The sequence below is a fragment of the Xanthomonas sp. F1 genome, assembly GCF_014199855.1.
The window spans coordinates 41472-61744 of record NZ_JACHOK010000011.1 but is presented as its reverse complement, the minus strand read 5'-3'; the positions used below and the strand labels follow the sequence as shown (position 1 = coordinate 61744).

At 69.6% G+C, this 20273-nt stretch carries 16 protein-coding genes and 2 pseudogenes; 11 read left to right on the top strand and 7 right to left on the bottom strand.

Translation table 11 applies throughout. The features are described from left to right. Positions 1-182: 182 nt before the first annotated feature. The 4 genes and pseudogenes from GGR71_RS18705 to GGR71_RS18690 all read right to left on the bottom strand — a co-directional run bounded on the left by GGR71_RS18705 (position 183) and on the right by GGR71_RS18690 (position 4871). Positions 183-1205, bottom strand: a complete 1023-nt coding sequence (locus tag GGR71_RS18705; RefSeq protein ID WP_160959296.1) for a zinc-binding alcohol dehydrogenase family protein — start codon at positions 1203-1205, stop codon at positions 183-185. A 42-nt stretch (positions 1206-1247) separates the two neighbouring features. After that, positions 1248-2280 (bottom strand): annotated as a pseudogene (locus GGR71_RS18700) (aldo/keto reductase). Between the two features lie 39 nt (positions 2281-2319). After that, positions 2320-3624 (bottom strand): annotated as a pseudogene (locus tag GGR71_RS18695) (SGNH/GDSL hydrolase family protein). Then, positions 3621-4871, bottom strand: coding sequence for an MFS transporter (locus GGR71_RS18690; protein ID WP_184452203.1), 1251 nt, complete (start codon positions 4869-4871; stop codon positions 3621-3623). The pseudogene GGR71_RS18695 and the gene GGR71_RS18690 overlap by 4 nt, the downstream one beginning before the upstream one ends. 99 nt (positions 4872-4970) lie before the next feature. On the opposite strand from GGR71_RS18690, the gene GGR71_RS18685 reads away from it, so the two are divergent. The 4 genes from GGR71_RS18685 (at position 4971) to GGR71_RS18670 (ending at position 8926) form a co-directional block, all read left to right on the top strand. Then, on the top strand, positions 4971-5882 hold the full coding sequence (locus GGR71_RS18685) for a LysR family transcriptional regulator (RefSeq protein ID WP_160959301.1): 912 nt from the start codon (positions 4971-4973) through the stop codon (positions 5880-5882). A gap of 277 nt (positions 5883-6159) precedes the next feature. After that, positions 6160-7257 carry an OmpA family protein gene (locus GGR71_RS18680; RefSeq protein ID WP_160959304.1) on the top strand — a complete coding sequence of 366 codons (1098 nt, stop codon included), beginning with the start codon at positions 6160-6162 and terminating at the stop codon, positions 7255-7257. 288 nt (positions 7258-7545) lie between these two features. Next, a complete protein-coding gene (locus tag GGR71_RS18675) occupies positions 7546-8046 on the top strand; it encodes a hypothetical protein (protein WP_160959307.1) in 501 nt (166 codons plus the stop codon). 40 nt (positions 8047-8086) lie between these two features. Then, a complete protein-coding gene (locus GGR71_RS18670) occupies positions 8087-8926 on the top strand; it encodes a pseudouridine synthase (protein WP_160959310.1) in 840 nt (279 codons plus the stop codon). Here the strand turns inward: GGR71_RS18670 and GGR71_RS18665 are convergent. After that, complete coding sequence (locus tag GGR71_RS18665) at positions 8877-9269, bottom strand: HNH endonuclease (RefSeq protein ID WP_160959312.1); 393 nt, start codon at positions 9267-9269, stop codon at positions 8877-8879. The two genes, GGR71_RS18670 and GGR71_RS18665, sit on opposite strands and share 50 nt — an antisense overlap. A gap of 1 nt (position 9270) precedes the next feature. Further along, positions 9271-10473 (bottom strand): glycine C-acetyltransferase, encoded by a 1203-nt coding sequence (gene kbl / locus GGR71_RS18660; protein WP_160959315.1) that lies wholly within the window; start codon positions 10471-10473, stop codon positions 9271-9273. A 194-nt stretch (positions 10474-10667) separates the two neighbouring features. On the opposite strand from kbl, the gene GGR71_RS18655 reads away from it, so the two are divergent. From GGR71_RS18655 to GGR71_RS18630, 5 genes are all read left to right on the top strand, one after another. Continuing rightward, positions 10668-11690 (top strand): sulfate ABC transporter substrate-binding protein, encoded by a 1023-nt coding sequence (locus tag GGR71_RS18655; protein WP_160959318.1) that lies wholly within the window; start codon positions 10668-10670, stop codon positions 11688-11690. 4 nt (positions 11691-11694) lie between these two features. Continuing rightward, positions 11695-12795 carry an ABC transporter permease subunit gene (locus GGR71_RS21195; protein WP_237474325.1) on the top strand — a complete coding sequence of 367 codons (1101 nt, stop codon included), beginning with the start codon at positions 11695-11697 and terminating at the stop codon, positions 12793-12795. Continuing rightward, positions 12795-13751: a sulfate ABC transporter permease subunit CysW gene (gene cysW, locus GGR71_RS18640; protein ID WP_160959321.1), complete on the top strand. Its 957-nt coding sequence runs from the start codon at positions 12795-12797 to the stop codon at positions 13749-13751. The genes GGR71_RS21195 and cysW overlap by 1 nt, the downstream gene beginning before the upstream one ends. Before the next feature lie 7 nt (positions 13752-13758). Next, entirely contained in the window at positions 13759-14799 is a 1041-nt protein-coding gene (locus GGR71_RS18635) for a sulfate/molybdate ABC transporter ATP-binding protein (protein ID WP_160959323.1), read from the top strand. Positions 14800-15102: 303 nt separating this feature from the next. Beyond that, on the top strand, positions 15103-15801 hold the full coding sequence (locus tag GGR71_RS18630; protein WP_160959325.1) for a TorF family putative porin: 699 nt from the start codon (positions 15103-15105) through the stop codon (positions 15799-15801). 84 nt (positions 15802-15885) lie between these two features. On the opposite strand, the gene tdh is transcribed toward GGR71_RS18630, so the two are convergent. After that, positions 15886-16917, bottom strand: coding sequence for an L-threonine 3-dehydrogenase (gene tdh / locus GGR71_RS18625; RefSeq protein ID WP_026144724.1), 1032 nt, complete (start codon positions 16915-16917; stop codon positions 15886-15888). A 151-nt stretch (positions 16918-17068) separates the two neighbouring features. Here tdh and GGR71_RS18620 point away from each other — a divergent pair, with 151 nt between their 5' ends. Further along, positions 17069-19231, top strand: a complete 2163-nt coding sequence (locus GGR71_RS18620) for a S46 family peptidase (RefSeq protein ID WP_160959328.1) — start codon at positions 17069-17071, stop codon at positions 19229-19231. Between the two features lie 163 nt (positions 19232-19394). Then, positions 19395-20039, top strand: coding sequence for a histidine phosphatase family protein (locus GGR71_RS18615; protein WP_160959330.1), 645 nt, complete (start codon positions 19395-19397; stop codon positions 20037-20039). Positions 20040-20273 lie beyond the last annotated feature (234 nt).

Sequence of the window (20273 nt, the reverse complement as noted above, 5' to 3'; positions counted from 1 at the left end):
CGCCCTTCGGGTATTCGCCCGCCATGTCTGCCGCGCTGAGGGGACCCGGTAGATCAAAAGCACAGCAAAGGCCGATGCAACAGCAACAGCAGCAGAACTACCGGTCACGGGTCGGTCACTGCCGACTACCGCCGTACGCAAAGCAGGACGATCGCGCCAATGTTCCGAACGCTGGCCGCCGCTCAGCCCCAGCCGACCAGGGCCAGTTTGCCGATGGTGCTGCCCGACTCCAGGCGCCGGTGTGCCTCGCGCAGGGTGGCGGCGTTGATCGGGGTCAGCGTCTCGGTCAGGGTGGTGCGCAGTTCGCCCGCGTCCACCAGGCTGGCGGTGCGCGCCAGGATGCGGTGCTGTTCGATCATGTCCTCGGTGTGGAACCGGGCGCGTGCGAACATCATTTCCCAGTGGATGCCGATGCACTTGGCCTTGTACGGGTCGCCGATGTGCAGTGGACCGCTCGGCTCGACGATCAGCCCGACGTGGCCCTGCGGCGCCAGCAGCTCGCCCAGCGCCTGCCAGTAGCGGTCGGTGTCGGCGAGGTTCAGTGCCGCCTCCACCTGGTCGATGCCCAGCGCCTGCAGCTGCGGCGCCAGCGGCTGGCGATGGTCGATCACGTGGTGCGCGCCGAGCTGCAGGCACCAGTCGCGGGTCTGCGGCCGCGAGGCGGTGGCGATCACCTCGAAGCCGGCATGCCGCGCCAACTGGATCGCGATCGAGCCGACCCCGCCGGCGCCGCCGATCACCAGCAGGCGGCGGCCGCGGTTGCGCGCGTCGTCGAAGTCGAACGGCATGCGCTGGAACAGCAGCTCCCAGGCGGTCAGCGTGGTCAGCGGCAGCGCCGCGGCCTGGGCGAAGTCCAGCGTGGCCGGCTTGCGCGCGACGATGCGCGCATCCACCAGCTGGTACTGCGCGTTGCTGCCGGCGCGGGTGATGTCGCCGGCGTAGTAGACCTCGTCGCCTGGTTCGAAGCCGTCGACCTCGGGGCCGACCGCCTCGACCACGCCGGCGGCGTCGTAGCCCAGCACCTTGGGCTGGGCGTCGCGTGACGCATTACCGCGGACCTTGGTGTCCACCGGATTGACCGACACCGCCTCCACCCGCACCAGCAGGTCGTGGCCGGCGGGCGCGGGCGGCGTCGGCAGGTCGAGGTCGTGCAGCGACTGCGGATCGTCGATCGGCAGGGGATGGAGGGTGGCGACCGCTTTCATGGAGGCTCCTGGACGTGAAGGAAAGGAGGGCACGGCCGCGGCTCAGACCGGCCGCGGGTTGCGCTCGGCGAAGCCGCGCTGGTGCCAGTACGGATACGCCGGTACCGCCGCGCTGGCTGCATCCAGCTGTTGCACGTGGGTGGCATCGAGGGTCCAGCCGACCGCACCCAGATTCTGCCGCAACTGGTCTTCGGTCCGTGCGCCAATGATCACGCTGCTGACCGTCGGTCGCTGCAACAGCCAATTCAGTGCGATCTGCGGCACGCTGCGGCCGGTTTCGGCGGCGATGGCGTCCAGGGCGTCGATCACCCGGTACAGGCGCTCCTCTTCCACTGGCGGGCCGGCCTCGGTGACCGCCTTGTCGTGCAGGCGGCTGCTCTCCGGCAGCGGCTGGCCGCGGCGCAGCTTGCCGGTCAGCCGGCCCCAGCCAAGTGGGCTCCACACCAGCGCGCCCACGCCCTGATCCAGGCCCAGCGGCATCAGTTCCTCTTCGTAGTCGCGCCCGATCAGCGAGTAATAGGCCTGGTGCGCGACATAGCGCGACCAGCCGTAACGGTCGGCCACCGCCAGCGACTTCATCAACTGCCAGCCGGAGAAGTTGGACACGCCCAGGTAGCGGATCTTGCCGGCACGCACCAGGTCGTCGAGCGTGGACAGGGTTTCCTCCACCGGCGTGTGCGCATCGAAGCCGTGCAACTGGAACAGGTCGAGGTAGTCGGTGCCCAGGCGGGTCAGCGCCGCCTCCACCGCGCGGACCAGGTGGAAGCGCGAGGAGCCGACGCTGTTGGGCGCCTCGCGGTCGAAGCGGAAGCCGGCCTTTCGACAGCAGCACCTGATCGCGACGGCCCTTGATCGCCGCGCCCAGCACCGATTCGGCGGCGCCGCCGGAGTAGACGTCGGCGCTGTCGAACAGGGTGACGCCGGCCTCCAGGCAGATGTCGATCAGGCGCCGCGCCTGGTCCACGTCCGAGTTGCCCCAGGTGGCGAAGAAGGGATCGGTACCGGCGAACGTGCCGGTGCCGAAGCTGAGCACGGGGACCTTGAAGCCGGACGCACCGAGATGACGGTATTCCATGGAGGAAACTCCTGATGAGGGAAGGGGGGAGAGACGGCGTCAGTGCGCCGCGGTGTCGGTGTCGACCGCGCCCGCAGTGGCAGCAGCAGGAGGGGGCGCGGGGGCGTCGGCGCCTAGCAACTGCGCGGCGGCCTCGGCCATGGCCGCGTAGCCGGCATCGCCGGGATGCAGGTGGTCGCCCGAGTCGAATTCGGGTCGCATCCGCGTGGGGTGCGCGGGGTCGCGCAGCAGCGCGTCGAAATCCAGGATCGCGTCGAAGCCGTTGCCGGCGCGCAGCCAGGCATTGACCTGCTGGCGCACGGCCTCCTTCTGCGGGCTGTAGTAGCCGGGGATCGGCGAGTCCGGCAACGCGCCCTCGAACGGGGTGAGGGTGGCGCCGATCACCCGCAGGCCGCGCGCCTGCGCGCGCTGCAGCAGTTGCCGGTAGCCGGCGATCAGTTCCTCGGCCGACACCGGCGCATCGTGCGGCGCGAACGGCGTGGCGTACCAACTGATGTCGTTGATGCCCATCAACAGGATCAGGGTGTGCACGCCCGGCTGTGCCAGTACATCGCGATCCAGCCGCGCCAGCGCGTTCTGGCCCATGCGGTCGCGCAGCACGCGGCCGCCGGAGATGCCGGCGTTGAGCACCGCCACCCGCTGCGCTGCCAGCCGCGTGGCCAACTGGTCCGGCCAGCGCCGGTCCTGCCCCGGCGTGGAGGCGGCGCCGTCGGTGATCGAGTCGCCCAGCGCCACCACCGCCCCGGCGGCATCGGCACGACGCACCTGGATGCCGCTGACGAACAGCCGCACCGGCAGCGCGCTGGCGTCGGCCAGCGTGGCGTCGGCGGTGCGTTCGCCCTCGGCCAGCTACGCGCTCTGCAGGCCTTCCCAGTGGAAGGTGGACGGCGCGGTCGGCTGCGGCAGGTACAGGCTGATGCTGAGCCTGGCCAGGTCCGGCACGGGCAGCGCCACCGGGTCGCTGAGCACCGGCGCGCCCGGCGGCACGATCACCTCGGTCTTGCCGCCGAAGCGCAGCGGTCGCTGCGAGCCAGGCAGGGTCGCAGCGCCGTCGCCGGCCAGCGCCAGCGAGGCGGCGCCGATATGCAGTGGCGTGTCGCCATAGGCGTTGCTCAGCTCCACCCGCACCTCGCTGCCGCCCAGGCTGATCCGCGCCACCTGGCGCACGGTCTGCCGCCACAGGTGGAACGGCGTCTGTGTGGGGAACGGGAAGTCGGCGCTCCACGGCGGCTGCGGGCTGGCCTGCCAGGTCGCGACCCAGTCGCGCGGTGCGGCGTCGGCCGGCAGTGCGCGTGTGCCCAGCAGCGCCGCAGCCAGCGCGGCCGTCGCCAGCGGCCGGCTCATGCCGCACCGCCGGCGGCGCAACCCGCGCCGTGATTGGGGGCGGGCGCGGCGCTGGCCGGCGACAGCCGCAGCGCGCCCAGCGCCACCGCCAGTCCGGCCAGGGTCAGCAGCGCCGCCACCCACGGCAGTTGCGACAGGCTGCCGCCATGGCCGAGCACCAGGCCGCCGAGCCAGGCGCCCAGCGCGTTGCCCAGGTTGAACGCGCCGATGTTCAGGCTCGAGGCCAGATGCCGGCCGGCCTCGCCGGCCTTGCCCAGCACCCACATCTGCAGCGGCGCCACCGTGGCGAACGCGGCCACGCCCAGCAGGCCGATGCCCAGCGCCATCGCCGGCGCCGACGGCAAGGCGACGGTCAGCGCCGCCAGCACCACGGCCAGTGCGCCCAGGCTCAGCGGCAGCGCCTGCCGCGGGCGGCGGTCGGCCAGGCGTCCGCCGAGCACATTGCCGACGATCATGCCCACGCCGAACACCAGCAGCAGCGGCGACACCGCGCTGTCGGCCACCCCGGTGACCCGGGTCAGCAGCGGCTGCACATAGGTGTACACGGCGAACACGCCCGCATAGCCCAGCACCGTGGTCGCCAGGCCCAGCAGCACCGGAGCGCGGCCGACCGCGTGCAGTTCCTCGCGCAGCGGCGGCGCCGGCGGAGCGTCGCGGTCGGCCGGCACCAGCGCGGCGATCACCACGGTGGCCAGGGCGCCGATCGCCGCCACCGCCCAGAACGTGGCGCGCCAGCCGTACTGCAGGCCCAGCCAAGCGCCGGCTGGCACCCCGAGCAGGGTGGCGACGGTGAGGCCGGTGAACATGGTCGAGATCGCCGAGGCCTTGCGCTGCGGCGGCACCAGGGTGGTGGCGACCACCGCGCCGACACCGAAGAAGGTGCCGTGCGCCAGCGAGGTGACCACCCGCGCCGCCATCAGCGCCGCGTAGCTTGGTGCCAGCGCGCAGGCCAGGTTGCCGGCGGTGAACACCAGCATCAGCGCCAGCAGCACGCGCTTGCGCGGCCAACGCCGGCTGGCCACGGTCAGCAGCGGCGCGCCGAGGAACACGCCCAGCGCATAGCCGGAGATCAGCAGCCCCGCGGCGGGGACGCTGACCCGCAGGTCGGCGGCGACCTGCAGCAGCAGGCCCATGATCACGAACTCGGTGGTGCCGATGCCGAAGGCGCCGGCGGTCAGCGCGAACAATGCGATCGGCGCGCGCCCGGCAGCGGGCGGGTGGGGAGGCGGGGCGAGCGAGGCGGCCATGCGGCGGCTCCGGAAGTGGCGGGAGGACGGCAGCCTAGGCCTGCAGGTTCTCAGCAAAAACAGTAAAAATATTGAACGACTTTCAATGGAATCCACACAATGGACCGGATCGGCGATATCGCCCTGTTCCTGCGCGTGCTCGACCTCGGCTCGATCAGCGCCGCCGCGCGCAGCCTGGATATCTCGGTGGCGGTCGCCAGCCAGCGGCTGCAGCGGCTGGAACGCGCGCTCGGCGTGCGCCTGCTGCACCGGACCACGCGGCGCCTGCACCCGACCCCGGAAGGCCTGCAACTGGCCGAGCAGGGGCGGCCGCTGGTCGAGGACCTGGAGTCGCTGGCCGGTGGCCTGCGCCAAGCCGGCGTCGCTGCCGCCGGCACCTTGCGGGTGACCATGTCGGCGGCGTTCGGGCGCCTCTACGTCTCACCGCTGCTGCCGCGGTTCATGGCGCTGCACCCGCAGGTGCGGTTGAGCGTGCACCTGAGCGACAACGTCGTGGACCTGGTCAGCGAAGGCTTCGACCTGGCGATCCGGATCGGCACGCTGCGCGACTCCAGCCTGGTCGCGCGGCGCCTGGCCGGCAATCGGCGCATGCTCTGCGCCTCGCCCGACTACCTGCGCCGCCACGGTACCCCGGCCACGCCGGCCGACCTGGCCGCGCACGCCTGCCTGCTGCTGACCGGCAGCGACGGTCGGCAGGACACCTGGCGGCTGCAGGGACCCGACGGCGAGATCGCCGTCCGCGTGGCCGGGCCGCTGGAGACCAACTTCGGCGAGGTGCTGCGCGATGCCGCGGTCAACGGCCAGGGTATCGCCCTGCATTCGGAATGGCATGTGGCCGAGGACCTGCGGCAGGGGCGGCTGTGCCAGGTGCTGGCCGACTATCCGCTGACCGAGACCGGCATCTACGCGGTGATGCCGCAGCGCCGGCTGGTGCCGCCGCGGGTACGGGCCTTCGTCGAGTTCATGCAGGACGCGTTGGCCGACCCGCCGCCATGGGCACGGCCGCAGTGAGACCTGGGTCGTCCTGCGGGTCCTTGTCTACGACCGCAAACGGTCACGCGCCTGCCGCATTGCGTGATTTCATCAAGCTGTATAGGGTGTATCCACGGCCTACAAGCGTCTGGCGTTGACTTTCACATGTTACGTGCTCGTTAACGCCATCTTCACTATGCCGCGCATAATGTGCGCGGCGATGGCGTGCGGAAACGGCCGTCTGGATGTGACGAGACATCTGTACTGAACCATGCCTCTACCGGTTTCTATCTCCCCGAAACAAGGAGTTGTATTAATGAACAAGAAAATTCTCACCGCCGCGTTGCTGGGCGGTCTGGCCGTCGCCCAGGCAGCGTCCGCGCAGGAATTCGACGACCGCTGGTACCTGACCGGTTCGGCTGGTTTCAACTTCCAGGACAAGGACCGCACCACCAACGATGCGCCGTTCGTCACCCTGGGCCTGGGCAAGTTCATCAACCCGAACTGGTCGCTGGACGGTGAGCTGAACTATCAGAACCCGAACTTCGACAACAACCAGGATCTGAACTGGAGCCAGTACGGCATCTCGTTCGACCTGCGTCGCCACTTCATCCAGGAAGGCCGCGGCTGGAACCCGTACCTGCTGTTCGGCCTGGGCTACCAGCGCTCGGAAGAAGAGTTCGACACCGGCGGTCCGGTCTCCCCGGGCCAGCGCAAGGACGGCAACTTTGCCGCCAAGGCCGGCGTCGGTCTGCAGACCACCTTCGACAAGCGCGTCGCCGTGCGTGCCGAAGTGGCCTACCGCGCTGACTTCGACGACCAGAGCGTTGCTGCTCCGTCGCAGAACTGGTTCGGCGACGTGCTGGCTTCGGTCGGCGTCGTGATCCCGCTGGGCCCGCCGCCGGCTGCCCCGGTCGCCCCGCCGCCGCCGCCGGCCGCTGCGCCGAGCTGCGCCGACCTGGACGACGATGGTGACGGCGTCAATAACTGCGACGACAAGTGCCCGAACTCCCAGCCTGGCCAGACCATCGGTCCGGACGGCTGCCCGGTGCCGGTGTCGATCGACCTGAAGGGCGTCAACTTCGACTTCAACAAGGCGAACCTGCGTCCGGACGCCGTGGCGATCCTGGGCGAGGCCACCGAGATCCTGAAGCGTTACCCCGACCTGCGCGTCGAGGTTGCCGGTCACACCGACTCGAAGGGTACCGAAGCCTACAACCAGAAGCTGTCCGAGCGCCGCGCCCGCGTCGTGTACGACTACCTGACCAAGAACGGCGTGGACGCTTCGCGTCTGGTCGGTCCGATCGGCTACGGCGAGAGCCGTCCGATTGCCCCGAACACCAACCCGGATGGTTCGGACAATCCGGAAGGCCGTGCGAAGAACCGTCGTACCGAGCTGAACGTCCAGAACTAATCGGACGCTTCCAGTCTCAAGCAAAGCCCGGCCTCGTGCCGGGCTTTGTTTTTGTGGGGGCAGTGAATGGATTCGGTATTGCCGTAGGAGCGGCTTCAGCCGCGACGGGCTTTCCCAGGAACGCCTGTCGCGGCTTAAGCCGCTCTACATGACTGCATTACCAACCGGCCCAAGCTGAATTTTTTCAGCAATCCCAACTATTTAGCGCATGTAGTGCCGGTAACAGTTGAAAGCACGCCGGGGCCTGCCTACACTCGCTCGTCGACTCGCCTGAATGGAAAAAAACCGATGCTGCGTATCGTGACGGCCAGCTTGCTCGCGCTTGCCCTGATTCCTGCGGCCCACGCCGCACCGGATTGCTCCGGCGATCTGCTGCCCAAGCCGCTGGCGCTGCCGGCCACGGTTGCCGCGCCCGTCGCTTCGGAACTGTTCAGCCGCAACGTGCAGCTGGGCATGCCCAGCGGCGTGCTGACCCAGTCCTACAGCAGCGACCAGTCGCTGGACCGCGTGCTGCTGCGGCTGCGCGCCGAAGGCTGCCAGAGCTTGGCCAACGCGACTCCGGGTGCGGTAAAGCCGAACGATCCGGCCGCCTACAAGCCGGCCACCGCCTTCGACAACACGCCGTGGCGGTTCGACATGAGCCAGAACGGCAAGCGCATGACCGCCGAGGAGTTCGACGCCTGGATGAAGGCGCGCGGCGTCCGCGTGGTCAAGGCGCGTCCGGCGCCGGCCCCGGCACCCGCTGCCGCCGCCGAGGCGCCGGCGCCGGCCGACGCCAACAAGCAGTAAGTCCGGCGCGCGGCCGCCTGCGGCCGCGCCGGTTCGCGCCGTGCGAGGGGCCAAGCCGCCGCGTTCCCGCCGTCCGGCGGCGCCCCAGGCGTCGCCCGCGCGTCCGCGCCTACCCGCGCGCGGCGCCACGCCGGCCGCGCCGCGCCACGGCCTGGCACGCACCCTGTCCAAGCTTGGCCTGTGCTCGCGCACTGAGGCCGCGCGCTGGATCGCCGCCGGCCGCGTCGCCGTCGACGGGCGCATCGTCACCGATCCCGAATTCCCGATCCTGCAGGGCCGCCACCGGTTGGCCGTGGATGGCGCGCCGCTGGCCGACACCGCACGCCTATACCTGATGCTCAACAAGCCGCGTGGGCTGGTCACCAGTGCCCAGGACGAACGTGGCCGCGACACCGTGTACCGCTGTTTCGATGGCGCCGGCCTGCCGTGGCTGGCACCCGTGGGGCGCTTGGACAAGGCCAGCGAGGGCCTGTTGCTGTTCAGCAACGATCCGCAGTGGGCGGCGCGGGTCACCGATCCGGGCAGCGGCCCGGACAAGACCTATCACGTGCAGGTGGATACGGTGCCCGACGCGGCGCTGCTGGCACGGATGTGTGCCGGCGTGGTCGACGATGGCGAGCCGCTGCGGGCCAAGCGGGTGCGCCTGCTGCGCCAGGGCGAGCGCCATGCCTGGCTGGAAGTGGTGCTGGACGAAGGCCGCAACCGGCAGATCCGGCGGCTGCTCGCCGCGCTCGGCCTGGACGTGCTGCGGCTGGTGCGGGTGGCGATCGGCGAGCTGGTGCTGGGCGAGTTGGGCAAGGGCGCGTGGCGCGCACTCAGCGCCGCCGAAGTCACGGCGTTGGCGCCGGCGGCGGACGCCAGCGCGCCAGCCGTGCGCTGAGCAAGGCGGCGACGACTTCGCGGGCGCGCGCATCCTGCGGCCCGCGCGCATCGTGGTGGCGCCCCTTGGCGTGATTGCAGCCGGCACAGGCCAGCGCCAGGTTGCGCGCATCGTTGGCATCGTCGCCCACCTGGGCGCACAACGCTGCCGCGGCGCGGCGCCCGAACCAGGCCTGCGGCACCACGTGCTCGAGCGAACAATGGCCCAGCGGCTCGCCGTCGCCGCGCACGTCAAGGCGTCGCCGGCAATGCAGGCAGCGGCTGTGCCAACCGCCGCCTGCAGGCTGCGCCTGCGCGTCGGTCTGCGCCGCCAGCAACAGCCGTTGGCGCAGCGCGGCGCGCATCTCAGGCGGTGATGACGCCCAGTTCGCGGCCGATGCGGGTGAACGCATCGATCGCCCGATCCAGGTGCTCGCGGGTGTGTGCGGCGCTGATCTGGGTGCGGATCCGCGCCTGGCCCTTGGGCACCACCGGGAAGAAGAAGCCGATGGCATAGATGCCTTCCTCCAGCAGCCGTTCGGCGAAGCGTTGCGCCAGCGGCGCGTCGTACAGCATCACCGGGCAGATGGGATGGGTGCCGGGCTTGATGTCGAATCCGGCGGCGGCCATGCGCTCGCGGAAGTAGGCGGTGTTCTCGACCAGGCGCGCGCGCAGGTCGTCGGCGGCGTCGAGCATCGCGAAGGCCTTGATCCCGGCGGCGACCACGTGCGGCGGCAGCGAGTTGGAGAACAGGTAGGGCCGCGAGCGCTGGCGCAGCAGTTCGATCACCTCGCGGCGGCCGGTGGTGAAACCGCCCAGCGCACCGCCCATGGCCTTGCCCAGGGTGCCGGTGACGATGTCGATCTTGTCCAGCACGCCCTTGACCTCGGCCGAGCCGCGGCCGCTGGCGCCGAGGAAGCCGGTGGCATGGCATTCGTCGATGTGCACCAGCGCGTTGTATTTCTTCGCCAGCGCGGTGATCTCGTCCAGCGGGGCGATGAAGCCGTCCATCGAGAACACGCCGTCGCTGGTGATCAGCTTGGTCTTGCAGCCGGCGGCGTCGGCCGCCTGCAGTTGCGCTTCCAGATCGGCCATGTCGCAGTTGGCGTAGCGGAAGCGCTTGGCTTTGCACAGGCGCACGCCGTCGATGATCGAGGCGTGGTTGAGCGCGTCGGAGATGATCGCGTCGTGCTCGCCCAGCAGTGGCTCGAACAGGCCGCCGTTGGCGTCGAAGCAGGCGGCGTAGAGGATGGTGTCCTCGGTGCCGAAGAACGTGGCGATCTGTGCTTCCAGCTGCTTGTGCAGGTCCTGGGTGCCGCAGATGAAGCGCACCGAGGCCATGCCGAAGCCGTGCGTGTCCAGCGCGTCCTTGGCGGCCTGGATCAGCGCCGGATGATCGGCCAGGCCCAGGTAGTTGTTGGCGCAGAAGTTGAGCACGCGGCGGCCGTCGGCGAGGACGATCTCCGCCGCCTGCGGGCCGACGATGATGCGCTCGGACTTGAACAGGCCCTGGGCGCGGATCGCGTCCAGTTCCTCGGCGTAGTGCTGGGTGAGGCGGGAGTCGGTCATGACGGGCACGCGCGGCGGAAAGAAGCGGCGATTTTACCGCGGCGTCCGCGAAGGCCGGGGTCGTCATGCGCAAATGGCATGAGCCGCTGCCGGGAAGTCATTTCACCCGCCGCCTGTCGCTGCGCAGCATGCGTCATGGTCCGCGGCGGGCATCGGCTGCGGCGTCGGTCTGTGTGTCTTTCGGAGAACCGTCCATGTCCAGCCTTCCGCCGCGCCGCTGGCGCCCGCTGCTCGCGCTCGCGCTGTGCGTGTTCGCCGGGGCCGCGGCCGCCGCCGAGACGCAACTGCTCAACGTCTCCTACGATCCCACCCGCGAACTGTATCGGGACTACAACGCCGCCTTCGCCAAACATTGGGCGCAGTTGCATCCCGGCGAGCAGGTTGCGGTGGAGACCTCGCACGGCGGCTCCGGCAAGCAGGCGCGTGCGGTGATCGACGGGGTCGAGGCCGATGTGGTGACGCTGGCGCTGGCCTACGACGTCGATGCGATCGCGGCCAAGAGCAAGCTGATCGATGCGAACTGGGCCACGCGCCTGCCGGACAACAGCGCGCCCTACACCTCGACCATCGTGTTCCTGGTGCGCAAGGGCAATCCGAAGGGGATCAAGGACTGGCCCGACCTGCTGCGCAGCGGCGTGTCGGTGATCACGCCCAATCCCAAGACCTCCGGCGGCGCGCGCTGGAACTACCTGGCCGCCTGGGCCTACGCCGACCACATCTTCAAGGGCGATCGCGAACGCATCCTCGCCTACATGCGCGCGTTGTTCCGTAACGTGCCGGTGCTGGACACCGGCGCGCGCGGCGCCACCACCACCTTCGTCCAGCGCGGCATCGGCGACGTGCTGCTGGCCTGGGAGAACGAGGCCTTCCTGGCGCAGCAGGAACTGGGCCAGGACAAGTTCGAGATCGTGGTGCCGAAGCTGTCGATCCTGGCCGAGCCGTCGGTAGCGCTGGTCGACAAGAACGTGGACAAGCACGGCACCCGCGCGGTGGCCGAGGAATACCTGAAGTACCTGTATTCGCCGGAAGGGCAGAAGATCGCGGCCAGGCACTACTACCGGCCGCGTCATCCCGAATACGCCGACCGCGCCGATCTGGCGCGGCTGCCGAAGGTGCGGCTGGTCACCATCGAGCAGGCGTTCGGGTCCTGGGCCAAGGCGCAGGCCACGCACTTCGACGACGGCGGCCTGTTCGACCAGATCCAGGCGAGCAAGTGACGCGATGGCCGTGACCGCCGCCGCCGTTGCCCGCGCACCGCGCCAGCGCCGGGTGATGCCGGGCCTGGGGCTGAGCCTGGGCATCACCCTGACCTGGCTGGGGCTGGTGGTGCTGATCCCCTTGCTCGCGGTTCTGCTCAAGACCAGCGGACTGGGCTGGGACGGTGTGTGGCGGGTGTGGAGCGAGCCGCGGGTGCTGGCGGCGTTGCGCTTGAGTTTCGGCACCGCGCTGGCCGCGGCCGCGTTCAATGCGGTGATGGGCACCTGGGTGGCCTGGGTGTTCGTGCGCTATCGCTTCCCCGGCAAGCGCCTGTTCGACGCGATGATCGACCTGCCGTTCGCATTGCCGACCGCGGTGGCCGGCATCGCCCTGACCGCGCTGTACGGCAGCAACGGCTGGATCGGACGCTGGCTGGAGCAGCCGGCGCAGGCGCTGGCGGCCAGCCTGCCGGCACTGGCCTGGTGGTGGCCGCGGCTGGCGCTGCTGCTGGCGCTGTCGGCCATCGGCCACGCGCTGTTGCGGCGTAGCCAGGCCGTGTTGCCGGCGCCGCTGCGCGCGCTGCAGCGCCTGCTCGGCACGCTCGCCATGCTCAGCCTGGCCGCGCTGGGCGTCGGCGGCCTGCTGATCGGCTATGCCGGGCTGATGCAGAGCAGCGGCGCGGGCGGGGTCAAGGTCGCCTACACGCCGCTGGGCATCGTGGTGGCGCTGGTGTTCGTGGGGCTGCCGTTCGTGGTGCGGATCGTGCAGCCGGTGCTGGCCGAGGCCGAGCGCGAACTGGAAGAGGCGGCGGCCACGCTCGGCGCCGGGCGCTGGCAGACCGTGCGCCGGGTGCTGCTGCCGACGCTGTGGCCGGCGGTGCTGACCGGATTCGCGCTGGCCTTCGCGCGCGGTGTCGGCGAGTACGGCTCGGTGATCTTCATCGCCGGCAACCTGCCCAACGCCACCGAGATCGCGCCGCTGCTGATCACCATTCGCCTGGAGGAATTCGATTACGGCGGCGCCAGCGCGATCGCCGCGGCGATGCTGCTGTTGTCGCTGCTGTCGTTGCTGCTGGTCAACGCGGCGCAGGCCTGGTTCGCGCGGCGCGGCAGGGCGGTGGCGTGATGGCGTCGGTCGTGTCCGCGTTGGCCGCGCGCGCCCCCGGGCGGGCCGACGATGCGGCCGTGCCTGCGCACGCGCAGGCCTCGGTGGTCGACGAGCCACGTTGGGTGCGGCGGTTGCTGATCGGCGGCGCGCTCGGCTTCCTGCTGGCGTTCCTGCTGCTGCCCTTGCTGCTGGTGTTCACCGAGGCACTGCGCAGCGGTGCCGACGTGTTCTGGCGTGCGATCTCCGATCCGGACGCGTTGGCGGCGATCCGCCTGACCTTGCTGGTCGCGGCGATCGTGGTGCCGTTGAACCTGGTGTTTGGCGTGGCCGCGGCCTGGGCGGTCAGCAAGCACCGTTTCCCTGGCAAGCGCTTGCTGGTAAGCCTGATCGATCTGCCGTTCTCGGTGTCGCCGGTGGTCGCCGGGTTGTTGTTCATCCTGATCTTCGGCCGTAACGGCTGGGCCTGGCCGCTGATCGACGAGGGCGTGCGGTTGCAGTTGCCGCTGCTCGGCGAGGTGTTGCTGCGCCTGCCGCGCATCGTGTTCGCGCTGCCGGGCATCGTGCTGGCGACCACCTTCGTCACCTTCCCGTTCATCGCACGCGAACTGATGCCGCTGATGGAGCAGCAGGGCGACGACGAGGAACTGGCGGCGCTGAGCCTGGGTGCCAGTGGCTGGCAGACCTTCTGCCGGGTCACCCTGCCGAACATCCGCTGGGGCCTGCTGTATGGCGTGCTGCTGTGCAGTGCGCGGGCGATGGGCGAGTTCGGTGCGGTGTCGGTGGTGTCCGGGCACATCCGCGGGCGCACCAATACGCTGCCGCTGCATGTGGAGATCCTCTACAACGAATACGCCTACAGCGCCGCCTTCGCCTGCGCCAGCCTGCTGGCGCTGACCGCGCTGCTGACCCTCGCCGTGAAGTCCTGGCTGCACTGGCGCCATGGCGCGGCGCTGGCCGCCATTCACCGACACTGAGGTTGCCATGAGCATCCGCGTACAGCACCTGGGCAAGCGTTTCGGCGATTTCGCCGCACTCGACGACATCGGCCTGGACATCCGCCAGGGCGAACTGCTGGCGTTGCTGGGGCCGTCCGGCTCCGGCAAGACCACGCTGCTGCGGGTGATCGCGGGACTGGAACATGCCGATCGCGGACGCGTGCTGATCCACGGCGAGGATGCCACCGCGCTATCGGTGCAGGCGCGCCGGGTCGGCTTCGTGTTCCAGCACTACGCGTTGTTCAAGCATATGAGCGTGTACGAGAACATCGCCTTCGGCCTGCGCGTGCGTCGTGAGGCGCGCTGGAGCGAGTCGCGCATTCGCGCGCGGGTGCAGGAATTGCTGGCGCTGGTGCAGTTGCACGACCTGGAGCGGCGCTACCCGGCGCAACTGTCCGGCGGCCAGCGCCAGCGCGTGGCGCTGGCCCGCGCGCTGGCGATCGAGCCGCGCGTGCTGTTGCTCGACGAACCGTTCGGCGCGCTCGACGCGCAGGTCCGCCGCGACCTGCGGCGCTGGCTGCGCGAGCTGCACGAACGTACCGGACTGACCACGGTGTTCGTTACCCACGACCAGGAAGAGGCGCTGGAACTGGCCGACCGCGTGGCGATCCTCAACCGCGGCCGGATCGAACAGATCGGCAGCCCGGCGCAGGTCTACGAGCAGCCGGCCTCGCCCTTCGTCTACGCCTTCGTCGGCGCGGTGAACCGACTGCCGGCGCGTCTGCACGACGGTGCGGTCCAGGTCGGCGGGCTGGCGTTGCCGGCGCCGTCGACGCCGCTGTCCAGTGGTCCGGTCGAGCTGTATGTGCGGCCGGAAGACCTGGCGCCCGGCAGCGACGGCTGGGCCGCGACGGTGCTGTCGATTCAGCGCAGCGGCCCGCGCCTGCGCCTGCGCGCGCAATTGGCGCACGGCCACGATGAAGTGGAAGTGGAACTCCCGGCGGGCGAGGGGGCACCCGACTACGTGCCGGGCCAGCCGCTGCACCTGCACGCACGCCGCTTCGGGATCTTCGCCCGGCCCGACTGAGGTCCATCGTGTCATGCCGCTCGCCCACTGCCGCGCTTGCGCGTCGGTGCCGTCGCCGGCTGTCCGGTCGGTCGCGGTCTGACCGCCAGGGCCGCGCGCCGGAGACCGTTTTTGACGGGCCGGCAGCCGCCGAGGGCGGCCCGCCATGTCCGCCCCTGGCGCGAATCCCCACGTTTTGTGTCTGGACCTGGCATGCGGCAGGTGAAAAGTTGTTGCACTGCACGATCAAAGCAGTTAAAAAACCGTAAAGACATGCGCCTCGTCGCTGTACCCCATCCCTCGTCAACCCTAGGAGAATGACCGGTGAACAAGACCACTCTCGCCCTGGCCGTCGCACTGGCCGCTTCGCCGCTCACCGTCCTGGCTCAGGACGAGCCCGCTTCGCCGGTCACCGGCTCCTACGGCGTGGTCAGCGACTACGTGTTCCGTGGCGTCTCCCAGACCAACAAGGGCCCGGCGTTCCAGGCCGGCCTCACCTACACCTGGCCGTTCGGCCTGTACGTGGGCACCTGGGGCTCCAACGTCGACTTCGGCGCAGGCGATCCGGATTGGGAAGTGGACGGCTTCGTCGGCTACAACGTCGATTTCTCCCCGGACTGGAACTTCGACGTGATGGTCAACCGCTACGGCTATCCGGGCGCCGGCAAGTCGAACTACAACGAACTGATCACCAAGACCAAGTTCCTCAAGACCTACACCCTGACCGTCGCCTACACCGACGACGTGTACAACCTGGACCGGGACAGCTTCTACTACGCGCTGGACGGGAACTGGTCGCTGCCGCAGGGCTTCAGCGTCGGCGCGCACGTCGGCCGCACCACCTACGAAAGCGCGCTGACCGCGTACCAGGACTACACCGACTACAACGTCAGCGTGGGCAAGATGGTCGGTCCGCTGGCGTTGAGCGTGGGCTACTACGACACCGACAACAAGGGCCCGGCGAACTTCACCGAGCGCCTGGCCGGTCACCGTGTGGTGGTCTCGGGCACGATCGCGTTCTGATCGCATCGTCTCGTGAAACGACGAAGGGCGCCGCGAGGCGCCCTTCGTGTTTTCCGGCACCGCCGCGTTGCCGTGGCGCGCGCCTTACCAGCTCAGCACGACCTTGCCGGCCTTGCCTTCTTCCATCAGGTCGAAGCCCTTCTGGAATTCGTCGATGGTCAGCTGATGGGTCAGTACCTTGCCCAGCGGGAAGCCGGACAGCACCAACTGGGTCATCTTGTACCAGGTCTCGTACATCTTGCGGCCGTAGATGCCCTGCACGGTCAGGCCCTTGAAGATGATCTTGTCCCAGTCGGCGCCGGCGCCGCGCGGCATGATGCCGAGCATGGCGATCTTGCCGCCGTGGTACATGCAGTCGAGCATGTCGTTGAAGGCGCGCGGGTTGCCGCTCATCTCCAGGCCCACGTCGAAGCCTTCCATGTGCAGGTCGGCCATCACGTCCTTGAGCGAGGTGTTGGCGACGTTGACCACGCGGGTCGCGCCCATGTCCGCGGCCAGCTTCAGGCGGAAGTCGTTGACGTCGGTGACCACCACGTTGCGCGCGCCGATGTGCTTGCAGATGCCCGCGGCGATGATGCCGATCGGGCCGGCGCCGGTGATCAGCACGTCCTCGCCGATCACGTCGAACTCCAGCGCGCAGTGCGCGGCGTTGCCATAGGGGTCGAAGAACGCGGCCAGCTCGGAGGGGATCTGGTCGGGGATCGGCCACAGGTTCGAGGCCGGCATCACCATGTACTCGGCGAAGGCGCCGTTGACGTTGACGCCGATGCCGACCGTGTTCGGGCACAGGTGCGGACGCCCGCCGCGGCAGTTGCGGCAGTGGCCGCAGACGATGTGGCCTTCGGCCGAGACGCGCTGGCCGACCTCGTAGCCGGTGACCGCCGAGCCGAGCTGGGCGATGCGGCCGACGAATTCGTGGCCGATGGTCAGGCCGGGCTTGATGGTGCGCTGGCTCCACTCGTCCCACAGGTAGATGTGCAGGTCGGTGCCGCAGATCGCGGTCTTTTCCAGCTTGATCAGCACCTCGTTGGGACCGGGCACCGGCACCGGCACCTGTTCCAGCCAGATGCCCTTGGCGGCCTCGCGCTTGACCAGCGCCTTCATTGTTTGCGCCATGTCGGTGCAGATTCGATGGGAAGAGGGCGCGCAGTATAAGCGCCCGGCCCACGCGGCCATGTTGCGGCGCGGTCAGGGTGCCATTGGTCACGGTCCGGTCACTTGATGACAGCCGTTACACTCTAACGTCTGTCATCAAGGAAGCTATTCGATGCGTTCGAATTCGTTGGCTGTCGCCATCGCCGCCGTGGCCGCCCTGTCCGGCGCCTCCTCCGCCGCCCATGCCGGCGAGGGCATGTGGGTCCCGCAGCAGTTGCCGGATATCGCCGGGCCGCTGCAGCAGGCCGGCCTGAAGCTGTCGCCGCAGCAATTGTCCGATCTCACCGGCGACCCGATGGGCGCGGTGGTGTCGCTGGGCGGCTGCACCGCCAGCTTCGTCTCGCCGCAGGGCCTGGTGGTGACCAACCACCACTGCGCCTACGGCGCAATCCAGCTCAACTCGACCCCGCAGAAGAACCTGATCCGCGACGGTTTCAGCGCCGCCAGCCAGGGCGCCGAACTGAGCGCCGGCCCGAACGCACGCATCTATGTGCTCGACCGCATCACCGACGTCACCGCGCAGGCCAAGGCGGCGATGGCCGCCGCCGGCAACGACGCGCTCAAGCGCACGCAGGCGCTGGAGGACTTCGACAAGGCCCAGGTCGCCGCGTGCGAAGCCGACGCCGGCTACCGCTGCGAGCTGTACAGCTTCTCCGGCGGCAACACCTACCGCCTGTTCCGTACCCTGGAAATCCGCGACGTGCGCCTGGCCTACGCGCCGCCGTCGGGCATCGGCAAGTTCGGCGGCGACGTCGACAACTGGATGTGGCCGCGCCACACCGGCGACTTCTCGTTCTACCGCGCCTACGTCGGCAAGGACGGCAAGCCGGCGGCCTATGCCAAGGACAACGTGCCGTACCAGCCCAAGCACTTCCTGAAGTTCGCCGACCAGCCGCTGGGCGCCGGCGATTTCGTCATGGTCGCCGGCTACCCGGGCCGCACCAACCGCTATGCGCTGGCCTCCGAATTCGACGCTACCGCAAGCTGGGGCTATCCCACCGCCGCGCGCCAGTACCGCGACCTGATCGCGCTGGTGGAGCAGGCCGGCAAGCAGAACCCGGACATCCAGGTGAAGTACGCGGCGACCATGGCCAGCTGGAACAACGTCGCCAAGAACTACGAGGGCCAACTGGAAGGCTTCAAGCGCATCGACGCGGCGGCCAAGAAGCACGCCGAGGAAGGCGCGGTGCTGGCCTGGCTCAAGCGCCAGGGCGGCGAGGGCAAGGCGGCGCTGCAGGCGCATGCGCAACTGCTGGCGCTGGGCGAGCAGGCCAAGGCCACCCGCGACCGCGACCTGGTGCTGCGGCAGATGCAGCGCACCGGCGTGCTCGGCAGCGCGGTGACCCTGTATCGCCTGTCGATCGAACGCGCCAAGCCGGACGCCGAACGCGAGCCGGGCTACCAGGACCGCGACCTGCCCGAATTCGAGGGCGCGATGAAGCAGATGGAGCGCCGCTACGTCGCCGCGATGGACAGCCAGCTGCAGCGCTACTGGTTCGACCAGTACCTGAAGCTGCCGAAGGCGCAGCGCCTGCCGGCGCTGGACCAGTGGCTGGCCGGCGCCGACGCGCAGGCCGCCGCCGCGCGCCTGGCCGGTACCCAGTTGGGCAACACCGACGCGCGCCTGAAGTGGCTGCATGCCGACCGCGCCGCGTTCGAGGCCAGCGACGACCCGGCGCTGCGCTATGCGGTGGCGCTGATGCCGACCCTGCTGCAGATCGAGCAGGATCAGAAGCGCCGTGAGGGCGAGGAACTGCTGGCGCGTCCGCGCTACCTGCAGGCCGTGGCCGACTACAAGAAGAGCCAGGGCGAGTTCGTGTATCCGGACGCCAACTCCTCGCTGCGCATCACCTTCGGCAACGTCAAGGGCTACGTGCCCAAGGACGGCGTGGAATACACCCCGTTCACCACGCTGGAAGGCGTGGTCGCCAAGGACACCGGCGTGGAGCCGTTCGACTCGCCCAAGGCGTTGCTCGACGCGGCCAAGGCCAAGCGCTACGGCGGCCTGGAGGACAAGCGGCTGGGCACGGTGCCGGTCAACTTCCTGTCCGACCTGGACATCACCGGCGGCAATTCCGGCTCGCCGGTGATGGACGCGCACGGCAAGGTGGTCGGCCTGGCCTTCGACGGCAACTGGGAGTCGGTGAGTTCGAACTGGGTGTTCGACCCGGCGATGACCCGCATGATCGCCGTCGACTCGCGCTACCTGCACTGGATCATGCAGGAAGTGATGCCGGCGCCGCGGCTGTTGAAGGAGTTGAACCTGGCCAAGTGAGCCGGGCCCGACGGGCGGCGGCCACGGCCGCCGTCCGCGTGTCCGCCCCGGCGCGCCGCGGCGGTACACGGGGATGCAGCGCAGGGTTTCCGGCGACGGAGCGGGTATCATGCCGCTCCGTTTTCGTTTGCGAGACGGGCCCTTCCCCCAAGGAATCCAGCGCATGCGCATTCTGCTCGCCCGCCATGGCGAAACCCCGTGGAACGCCGAAGGCCGTTACCAGGGCCAGATCGACATCCCGCTGTCGCCGGTCGGCGACGTTCAGGCGCAGGCGCTGGGCGCACGCCTGCGCGAGGTGCCGCTGACCCGCGCCGTGGCCTCGCCGCTGGCGCGTGCGCAACGCACCGCACGCTTCGCCCTGGGCACCGAGCGCGAGACGTTGCTGCAGACCGATCCGGACCTGCAGGAAATCGCCCACGGCGAGTGGGAAGGCCTGCTGGCCAGCGAGATCCACGAGAAGGATCCGGCGCGCCTGCGTGCCTGGCGCGAGGAGCCGGACACGGTGCTGATGCCGGGCGGCGAGTCGTTGCGGCAGGTGCTGGAGCGTTCCTGGCGCGGCCTGACCCGCGCCGCCGAGGGCCTGGGCGAGCACGACACGCTGCTGGTGGTCGCCCACGATGCGGTCAACCGGGTGATCCTGTGCCGGGTGCTGGGCCTGCCGATCGCGCGGCTGTGGAGCTTCCGCCAGGCGCCAACCACGCTGAACCTGCTGGAAGGGCCGGACGTGGAGCATCTGGAGGTGGTGCGCTTGAACGATTGCGCGCACCACACGCCGTTCTTCGGCGAGGCGAAGCATCGGGCGCTGTAGGTTTTCCGGTTGTTGCTACGGTCTGCTGAGTCGATGCAAATGCAGGATCAAGTGCTTTCGCGCTTGGCGCGCGAGTCACTTTTCTTTGCTTGTGCAAAGAAAAGTAACCAAAAGAAAGCACACCCGGGCGGCACGCCCTCCGCGCTGCGCGCTCCGGGTGCGCAAGCAGGCCGGACATTTTTCGGCGGCACATCCATGTGCCGTCGAAAAACGGCGCGCATCGTGCGCGCCGCC

What these genes read in the sequence shown, in the direction of transcription:
- GGR71_RS18685 (WP_160959301.1), top strand. Translation starts at nt 4,971, where the DNA reads ATGGACCGGATCGGCGATATCGCCCTGTTCCTGCGCGTGCTCGACCTC.
- GGR71_RS18620 (WP_160959328.1), top strand. Translation starts at nt 17,069, where the DNA reads ATGCGTTCGAATTCGTTGGCTGTCGCCATCGCCGCCGTGGCCGCCCTG.
- GGR71_RS21195 (WP_237474325.1), top strand. Translation starts at nt 11,695, where the DNA reads ATGGCCGTGACCGCCGCCGCCGTTGCCCGCGCACCGCGCCAGCGCCGG.
- kbl (WP_160959315.1), bottom strand. Translation starts at nt 10,473, where the DNA reads ATGACCGACTCCCGCCTCACCCAGCACTACGCCGAGGAACTGGACGCG.
- tdh (WP_026144724.1), bottom strand. Translation starts at nt 16,917, where the DNA reads ATGGCGCAAACAATGAAGGCGCTGGTCAAGCGCGAGGCCGCCAAGGGC.
- cysW (WP_160959321.1), top strand. Translation starts at nt 12,795, where the DNA reads ATGGCGTCGGTCGTGTCCGCGTTGGCCGCGCGCGCCCCCGGGCGGGCC.
- GGR71_RS18680 (WP_160959304.1), top strand. Translation starts at nt 6,160, where the DNA reads ATGAACAAGAAAATTCTCACCGCCGCGTTGCTGGGCGGTCTGGCCGTC.
- GGR71_RS18690 (WP_184452203.1), bottom strand. Translation starts at nt 4,871, where the DNA reads ATGGCCGCCTCGCTCGCCCCGCCTCCCCACCCGCCCGCTGCCGGGCGC.
- GGR71_RS18675 (WP_160959307.1), top strand. Translation starts at nt 7,546, where the DNA reads ATGCTGCGTATCGTGACGGCCAGCTTGCTCGCGCTTGCCCTGATTCCT.
- GGR71_RS18635 (WP_160959323.1), top strand. Translation starts at nt 13,759, where the DNA reads ATGAGCATCCGCGTACAGCACCTGGGCAAGCGTTTCGGCGATTTCGCC.
- GGR71_RS18705 (WP_160959296.1), bottom strand. Translation starts at nt 1,205, where the DNA reads ATGAAAGCGGTCGCCACCCTCCATCCCCTGCCGATCGACGATCCGCAG.
- GGR71_RS18615 (WP_160959330.1), top strand. Translation starts at nt 19,395, where the DNA reads ATGCGCATTCTGCTCGCCCGCCATGGCGAAACCCCGTGGAACGCCGAA.
- GGR71_RS18655 (WP_160959318.1), top strand. Translation starts at nt 10,668, where the DNA reads ATGTCCAGCCTTCCGCCGCGCCGCTGGCGCCCGCTGCTCGCGCTCGCG.
- GGR71_RS18665 (WP_160959312.1), bottom strand. Translation starts at nt 9,269, where the DNA reads ATGCGCGCCGCGCTGCGCCAACGGCTGTTGCTGGCGGCGCAGACCGAC.